The 7419-nt window shown below is 69.0% G+C and carries 7 protein-coding genes; 2 read left to right on the plus strand and 5 right to left on the minus strand.

What is annotated here, in order from left to right:
• A partial coding sequence (locus DBR10_RS19135) for a hypothetical protein (RefSeq protein WP_199225350.1) occupies window positions 1–180 on the plus strand: 180 nt, incomplete at its 5' end.
• Window positions 181–270: 90 nt separating this feature from the next.
• On the opposite strand, the gene DBR10_RS14910 is transcribed toward DBR10_RS19135, so the two are convergent.
• The 5 genes from DBR10_RS14910 to DBR10_RS14930 all read right to left on the minus strand — a co-directional run bounded on the left by DBR10_RS14910 (window position 271) and on the right by DBR10_RS14930 (window position 6512).
• Window positions 271–1398 (minus strand): serine hydrolase domain-containing protein, encoded by a 1128-nt coding sequence (locus DBR10_RS14910; RefSeq protein ID WP_108556472.1) that lies wholly within the window; start codon window positions 1396–1398, stop codon window positions 271–273.
• An 8-nt stretch (window positions 1399–1406) separates the two neighbouring features.
• Entirely contained in the window at window positions 1407–2255 is an 849-nt protein-coding gene (locus DBR10_RS14915) for a pyridoxal kinase (RefSeq protein WP_108506328.1), read from the minus strand.
• 57 nt (window positions 2256–2312) lie between these two features.
• Entirely contained in the window at window positions 2313–3407 is a 1095-nt protein-coding gene (locus DBR10_RS14920) for a sensor histidine kinase (protein ID WP_158273167.1), read from the minus strand.
• A 124-nt stretch (window positions 3408–3531) separates the two neighbouring features.
• Window positions 3532–4923: an adenosylhomocysteinase gene (ahcY, locus tag DBR10_RS14925; protein ID WP_108556473.1), complete on the minus strand. Its 1392-nt coding sequence runs from the start codon at window positions 4921–4923 to the stop codon at window positions 3532–3534.
• A gap of 83 nt (window positions 4924–5006) precedes the next feature.
• Window positions 5007–6512: a CYTH and CHAD domain-containing protein gene (locus DBR10_RS14930; protein WP_233243425.1), complete on the minus strand. Its 1506-nt coding sequence runs from the start codon at window positions 6510–6512 to the stop codon at window positions 5007–5009.
• Window positions 6513–6608: 96 nt separating this feature from the next.
• Here DBR10_RS14930 and bioB point away from each other — a divergent pair.
• Window positions 6609–7419 (plus strand): biotin synthase BioB (gene bioB / locus DBR10_RS14935; RefSeq protein WP_108489907.1); only part of this gene is annotated, 811 nt, incomplete at its 3' end.

Below are 7419 nucleotides of genomic sequence, written 5' to 3' on the forward strand. Positions count from 1 at the left end.
GGCCATGCCGGCGACGCCTATGGCCTGACCTCGGGCCTGTGGGTCGATCCGCACTCGAGTCAGGGCCTGGCCTGGCTGCTCACCGGCCGAGCCGCCCCGCTGGAAACCCACCCCGGCCGCTCGCGCCTGACCCGCCAGGAGGAGCGCCTGGCCGGGCTGCTGCTAGAGCGGGCGATTTGATGGCGTCATATCACCCGCTCTAGTCTTCTGTTTTCCCGCGCGTTTCATTCCGAAAACCGGTTGCCACTTTTCGGAACGCGCTCTCGGAGCCTAAAGCCCGGCGTAGGCCGCCTCGATCAGGCGGACGGCGCGTGGGTCGCCGATCAGGGCGCTGCCCTGCTTGTTCATCACATAGGCTCCCGAGACCCCCCGGGCCGGATCGGCGAAGGCGCAGGAGCCGCCCCAGCCGGAGTGGCCGAAGGTCTCGGGATTGGGGCCATAGAAGAAGTTCGGCGTATTGCGCATGAAGCCCGCGCCCCAGCTGATCACGAACGGCAGCACCAGGTCCTGGCCGACGATGCGCTCGGCGGTGGCGGCGCGGATGCCGGCCGGGGTGATCAGCGAGCGACCATCGAGCGTGCCGCCGCAGGCCAGGGCCCCCATCAGCCGCGCCAGGGCCGGGGCGGTGGCATGGCCGTTGGCCGAGGGAATCTCGACCCGCCGCCAGTCGGCCGTGCCGCGCCCGCCGGGCGCGGCCCACGGGGTCAGGAAGGCGGCCTTCACCGCGTCATTGATCTCGCCGAACTTGGGCAGGGCCGACGGCCGCATCAGCTCGGCGCAGCGGTCGTGCTCGCTGTCGGGCAGGCCGATCCACAGGTCCAGGCCCAGTGGCACGCAGAGATCCTCGCGCAGGGCCGTGCCCATCGTGCGGCCATCGACCCGGCGGAAGATTTCCCCGGCGAGATAGCCGTAGGTCACCGGGTGGTAGCCGCTGGCCGAGCCGACCGGAAACAGCGGGGCCATGGCCGCCAGCTTGGCGCAGGTAGCGTCCCAGTCGAACCAGATGGCCGGATCGGTCTCGTCGGGAAAGCCCGACAGGCCCGCCTGGTGCGACAGGGCCTGTTCGACGGTGATGTCCTGCTTGCCGGCCTGGGCGAACTCGGGCCAGACGTCGGCCACGGGCTGGTCATAGGCCAGGCGGCCCTCGTCGACGAGGCGGGCCACCATCAGGGCGGCGACCGCCTTGGTGGTCGAGAACAGGGCGGTCAGGGTGTCGGGGCCGAATGGCACGGTGCGCTTGCGGTCGGCATGGCCGCCCATCAGGTCGATAACCACCTCGCCATCGACGGCGAAGGCAAAGCGCGCGCCCAGCTCGCCGCCGTCCTCGAAATTGGCGGTGAACACCTCGCGCACGGCGGCGAAGCGGTCGGGGCAGACTCCGGTGATTTCGATGGTCATAACGGGTCTCAGGCCAGGCGCTCGATGCGCACGGTGGGCGAGGTCTGCTTGATCCGGGCCCCCATGGCCACGATCGGCAGTTCCGGGGCGTTCCAGATATTGGCGGCCGTCACGGTCTCGGCCACGCCGCCGACGGCCCGGGCCAGGCCGTAGGACAGGGTCTGGCCTTCGAGGATCGAGGCGGCATAGAGCGCGGTCAGCAGGTCGCCGGTGCCGTTCGGGGCCCGCGTCGCCTTCGCGTGGGCGGCCAGCCAGGCCTCCTTGCGATCGGCCAGAACGACGCCGATTTCGGCTCCTCTGTGCACGGACGATACCAGGGTGGGCTTGTTCAGCAGGCGGGCGGCTCGCATCGCCGACAGCGGGTCGCGGGCATCGGCCCCGGTCAGCTTCTGCAGCTCCCAGGCATTGCAGGCGACGATATCGGCGCGGGGGATCAGCTCGGCGATGATGGCCTCGGCCACCTCCTGCGGCACATAGAGCCCCTTGCCGGCGTCGCCCATGGTGGGGTCGATGATCACCGAGGGCCTGCGGGTGGCGGCCCCCTCGCGCGGCGCATCCCGCACCGCGTCGATGGCTCGCGCGGCGGCCCGTACCTGGGCAGCGGTGGCGAAATAGCCGGTGATCACCAGATCGGTCAGACCAAACAGCCCGTTGGCCTCAATGCCGTCGAGCATGCCCTCGACGACCTCGATCGGGGCCGGGGCACCGCCCGGGATCCCCCAGCCGGGATGGCGGCCGAAGAGGACGGTCGGCACGACCATCGAGTCGATCTTGAACTGCACAAGGGCTGCAGCCTGGGCCGACGCGCCCACGCGGCTGCCGGCGACATGGCTGGAGATGATCAGGGCTAGCGGCATGCAAGCGGCTTAGCCGAGCAGGGCGGTCTTGAACAGGGCGTCACGACCACGGCGGGATCAACCCTGCACGTTTTCGGGGCCAGACGGCCTTGGGGCCCCTGCCTGGGCCAGGACCTCGCCCAAGGGTTCGCCAACCTGACCGGCGACAAGTGAGGACCATTCGGCCGGCGCTTCATCGGCCCCCGACAGTTGCAGTTGCATCACGCACTGCACGCCCTGGGGCAGATAGTCTATCCGCGCCTGCCCGCCGTTTTCCTGACTGAAGGTGCGGGCGATCAGCCTGGATCCAAAGCCCGTATGGCGAGGCGGTGATACGGACGGCCCGCCAAGCTCTCGCCACAGCATGTTGACCTGGCGGGCCCCCAGCTGGGTGTGCGCCAGGTTCCAGGTCAGCTCGACCTGGCCGCCCTGCGTCGACAGGGCGCCGTACTTGAGCGCGTTGGTCGCCAGTTCGTGCAGGGCCAGGGCCATGGCCACGGCCTGCTGCGGGCTGAGCCAGACCAGGGGGCCGTCGATCCTGAACCGGCTGTGTCCCCGATGATCATGATGCGCCACGGCCTGTCGCACGATGGTACCGAGGTCTGCGCCGGCCCAGCTCTCGTTGACCAGAACATTGTGGGCATCGGACATCGCCATCAGCCGATCGGTCAGCTCCCGACGTACCCTGGGATCGACCTGGGCGGCCCGCAGGGTCTGTTCGGCGATCGACTGGACCGTGGCCAGGGTGTTCTTGATCCGGTGGTTCAGTTCGTTGAGCAGCAGGACCCGCTGGTCCTCGGCCAGCTTGGCCGGGGTCTCGTCGCGCAGGATCTTCATCAGGCCGGTCAGCTCGGGGCTGAAGATGCCCATGGTCATGCCGTTGCCCCAGAACCGCGAGCCGTCCTTGCGCAGATGCCAGCGGGTATCTTCGGCGCGCCCCTGCTGCTTGGCGTTCTCGAGTTCGTGCCGGTCGGCCCGGGCCTCGCGGTCGGGGGGCGTGAAGAGCTCGCCGAAGTGCAGACCGATCGCTTCGGCCCGGCTGTAGCCGAGAATCTGCTCGGCCCCCCGGCTCCAGCTGGTGATCTTTCCGTCGAGATCCATCGTGAAAATGGCGTAGCCGAGGGCGTTCTCGAGGATCAGGGCGGCGAGTTTTGCGTCGTGTTCACTGGACATGGGCGGCTCCTGGCACCCCATCAACGTCACAGCGACCCTGTCGGGCCCATCGAACAGCGTCCAAAACGAAAAAGGCCCGCCGCGTTTCCGCGAGCGGGCCCTGTCAGGTCGCCGTGAGGCGATCCTAGTAGCGGTAGTGATCCGGCTTGAACGGGCCCTTTTCCGGCACGCCGATATAGTCGGCCTGGTCCTTGCGCAGGGTCGAGAGCTTGGCCCCCAGCTTCTCCAGGTGGAGGAAGGCGACCTTCTCGTCGAGGTGCTTGGGCAGGGTGTAGACCTGGTTCTCGTACCGGGCGCGGTTGGTCCACAGCTCGATCTGGGCCAGGGTCTGGTTGGTGAACGAGGCCGACATCACGAACGATGGGTGGCCCGTCGCATTGCCCAGGTTCACCAGCCGGCCTTCCGACAGCACGATCAGCTTCTTGCCGTCCGGGAATTCCACATGGTGGACCTGCGGCTTGATCTCGTCCCACTTGAAGTTGCGCAGGGCGGCGATCTGAATTTCCGAGTCGAAGTGGCCGATATTGCAGACGATGGCGTTGTTTTTCATCATCCGCATGTCGTCCAGCGTGATGACGTCCTTGTTGCCCGTCGCGGTGACGAAGATGTCGGCCTTGGCGGCGACGTCCTGCAGGGTCTGGACCTCGTAGCCTTCCATCGCCGCCTGCAGGGCGCAGATCGGGTCGATTTCGGTGACGATGACGCGGGCGCCGCCCTGGCGCAGCGAGGCGGCCGAGCCCTTGCCCACGTCGCCATAGCCGCAGACCACGGCGACCTTGCCCGACAGCATGACGTCGGTGCCGCGACGGATGGCGTCGACCAGGCTTTCGCGACAGCCGTACAGGTTGTCGAACTTGGACTTGGTGACGCTGTCATTGACGTTGATGGCCGGGAACGGCAGGTCGCCCTTGGCGGCCATCTGGTACAGGCGGTGGACGCCCGTGGTGGTTTCTTCCGACACGCCGGTGATGGCATTGCGGATGGCGGTGTAGAAGCCCGGCTTCTCGGCCAGATATTTCTTCATCACCGCATAGAGGGCTTCTTCTTCCTCGTTCTGCGGGTTGTCGAGAAGGGTCGGATCCTTCTCGGCCTTGGGGCCCAGCACGCAGAGCAGGGTGGCGTCGCCGCCGTCGTCGAGGATCAGGTTCGGATAGCCGCCGTCGTGCCACTCGAAGATCTTGTGGGCATATTCCCAGTACTCGACCAGGTTCTCGCCCTTGAAGGCGAACACCGGCACGCCCGAGGCGGCGATGGCCGCCGCGGCATGGTCCTGGGTCGAGAAGATGTTGCACGAGGCCCAGCGCACTTCGGCGCCCAGGGCGGTGAGGGTCTCGATCAGCACGCCGGTCTGGATGGTCATGTGCAGGCTGCCGGCGATGCGGGCCCCCTTCAGCACCTGGGCCGGGCCGTATTCGGCGCGGGTAGCCATCAGACCCGGCATTTCGGTCTCGGCGATGGCGAGTTCCTTGCGGCCGTAATCGGCGAGCGAGATGTCCTTGACGATATAGTCGGCCACGGTCGGCTCCTGCGGTCGGATGATGTCTTGACCGCCTTATAGCCCCGGGAGCCCTTCCGGGCAATTAACGCATAAAGATATCTTTATGTCATGCGCCAGAAGGGGGTTTCCGCGCCGAGCGCGTCCAGGGCCTTGCGGGCGGACCGCAGGGCGACGCCGGTCTGCTCCGGCAGCGGAGCCGTCAGCTGGCCCGCCACGAAAGCCGCGTCGGCATCGCCGTGGGCGACGGCCACCTCATGGGCCAGGGTGGCGGCGCGAGCCTGGTCGTTGAGGGCCCCGAGGGTGTCCTGCACCGCCTTGGCCGCTGCCAGGAACCGCTCGACCCGGCGGGGGTGGTCGGGAAACAGCGCGGCCAGGTCCTCGACGGCATAGCGCAGGGTCTTGACCTTCAGACGCAGGCGGTGCCGCGCCGCCGGTTCGAGGTCATCCAGCCGCTGGGCGACCTTGAGGACCTTGGCGAGGCGGTGGTCCAGCAGGTCGGCGGCGAAGGCCGTGGCGGGCTGGTCGCGCAGGGCGGCCAGGGCCGGATCGGACGTCCAGGGGCCGGCCTCCAGCCAGGCGGCGGCCTCCAGCAACAGGGCCCGGGCGGCCGGACCTTCCAGCGCGGCCTCCATGTGCAGATAGGCCCGGGTCTGGGCCGCCAGCAGGGCCCGCCCGAACGCCGCCAGCGGCGGGGAGGGGGCGGCATCGCTGGCCGGCCGCCAGACCTCGGCGATGAAGACATCCAGCTCGCGGGCCGCGTCGAGCTCGCCGGCCAGGGCATCGAGCGCGCTGTCGAGGGCGCGGGCCTCGGGGTCTCTGGCCAGGGCCTTGAAGGTCTTCAGCAGCGACCGCAGCCGCCGGATCGCCACCCGCAGCTGGTGGACCTGATCCGGGCCGGGGCGATCGCGCAGGGCCTCGCTCGCTGCGCAGAGGTGGGACAGGGCCTCGCGGCCGATAGCCTGCAGGGCGGCTCCGACCCGCATGGCCGGATCGAGGGTCGCCGCCGTGCGGCGCGGCGCGCCGGCCTCGGCCGGCATGACCAGGCCGTAGCCACGCTCGGCCTTGCTGACCAGCGAGAGGCGCAGCGGAACCTGGTGGGCCAGTTGCCGGGCCAGGTCGAACAGGGCCGACGGCGGCCCGGATTTCAGTTCCAGCTCCAGCTCGCAGACGGCGGCGCGGCCGGTCGCGGCGATCAGCTCGCCCCGGTCGACGACCGCCTCAATGACGGTATCGCCCAGGCGGATCATCCGGACCTGGCGCTCGACCCGGGTAGTGAAGACCGGGGCCAGGACCTGGCCGCCCAGCAGGCCGGCGGCCGGTGTGGCCGCCAGGGCTGCCTCGTCGGGACCGGGCCCGGCGATCACCGTCTCCCACTCGCCGCGCGCAAAGATACCGCCGGCCGAGGCCGATTTCAGGGTCTGTTTGCGGCCGCCCTCGCCGTCGCGGACCCGCAGGCCAAACCCCGCCCGGCGCAGGGCGTGATCGGCCGTATCGAAATAGGTGGCCGTGAGGGCGCGAACCGCTTCCTCGCCCTGCAGGAACGACAGAATCCCGTCGGCCGCCTCGGGCGCGATCAGGAATTTCAGCTCGATCTCGCGGTCCATCATCAGACCCTAACCCCGCGCGCGCTACATCGCTCCATCGCCTATGAGGCCGCGACGACGACTTGCCAAGCCTGATCGGCCGGTTCAAACGTGCGCGCCATGACGCAAATCAACGCCGCCGAGCCCCGCCACGACTGGACCCTGCCGCAGGTTGAAGCCCTTTTCGACCTGCCCTTCATGGAGCTGGTCTACCAGGCCGCCTCTGTCCACCGGGTCCATTTTGACCCCAGCGAACTGCAGCTTTCCCAGCTGCTGTCGGTCAAGACCGGCGGCTGCGCCGAGAACTGCGGCTATTGCAGCCAGAGCGCCCATTTCAAGACCGGCCTCAAGGCCGAGAAGCTGATGGAGACCGACGAGGTCCTGGCCCGGGCCCGCGCGGCGCGCGACGGCGGGGCCCAGCGCTTCTGCATGGGCGCGGCCTGGCGCGAGCTGAAGGACCGCGACCTGCCGCGCCTGGCCGCCATGATCGGCGGCGTCAAGGCGCTCGGCCTCGAGACCTGCGCCACCCTGGGCATGCTGACGGCCGACCAGGCCAAACAGCTGAAGGACGCCGGGCTCGACTACTACAACCACAACCTCGACACCGGTCCGGAATACTATGCCGACGTCGTCACCACCCGCACCTATCAGGAGCGGCTGGAGACCCTGAGCCATGTGCGCGATGCGGGCATGAGCACCTGCTGCGGCGGCATTGTCGGCATGGGCGAGACGCGCCGCGACCGCGCCAGCCTGCTGCACCAGCTGGCCACCCTGCCGGTCCATCCCGACAGCCTGCCGGTCAATGCCCTGGTCCCGGTGGCCGGCACGCCGCTGGGTGACCGGGTCAAGCGGGACGGCGAGATCGATCCGGTCGAGTTCGTGCGCACCGTGGCCGTCGCCCGCCTCGTCTGCCCCCGGTCAATGGTCCGCC

The organism is Caulobacter sp. HMWF025 (genome assembly GCF_003060965.1).
Lineage (GTDB): Bacteria > Pseudomonadota > Alphaproteobacteria > Caulobacterales > Caulobacteraceae > Caulobacter.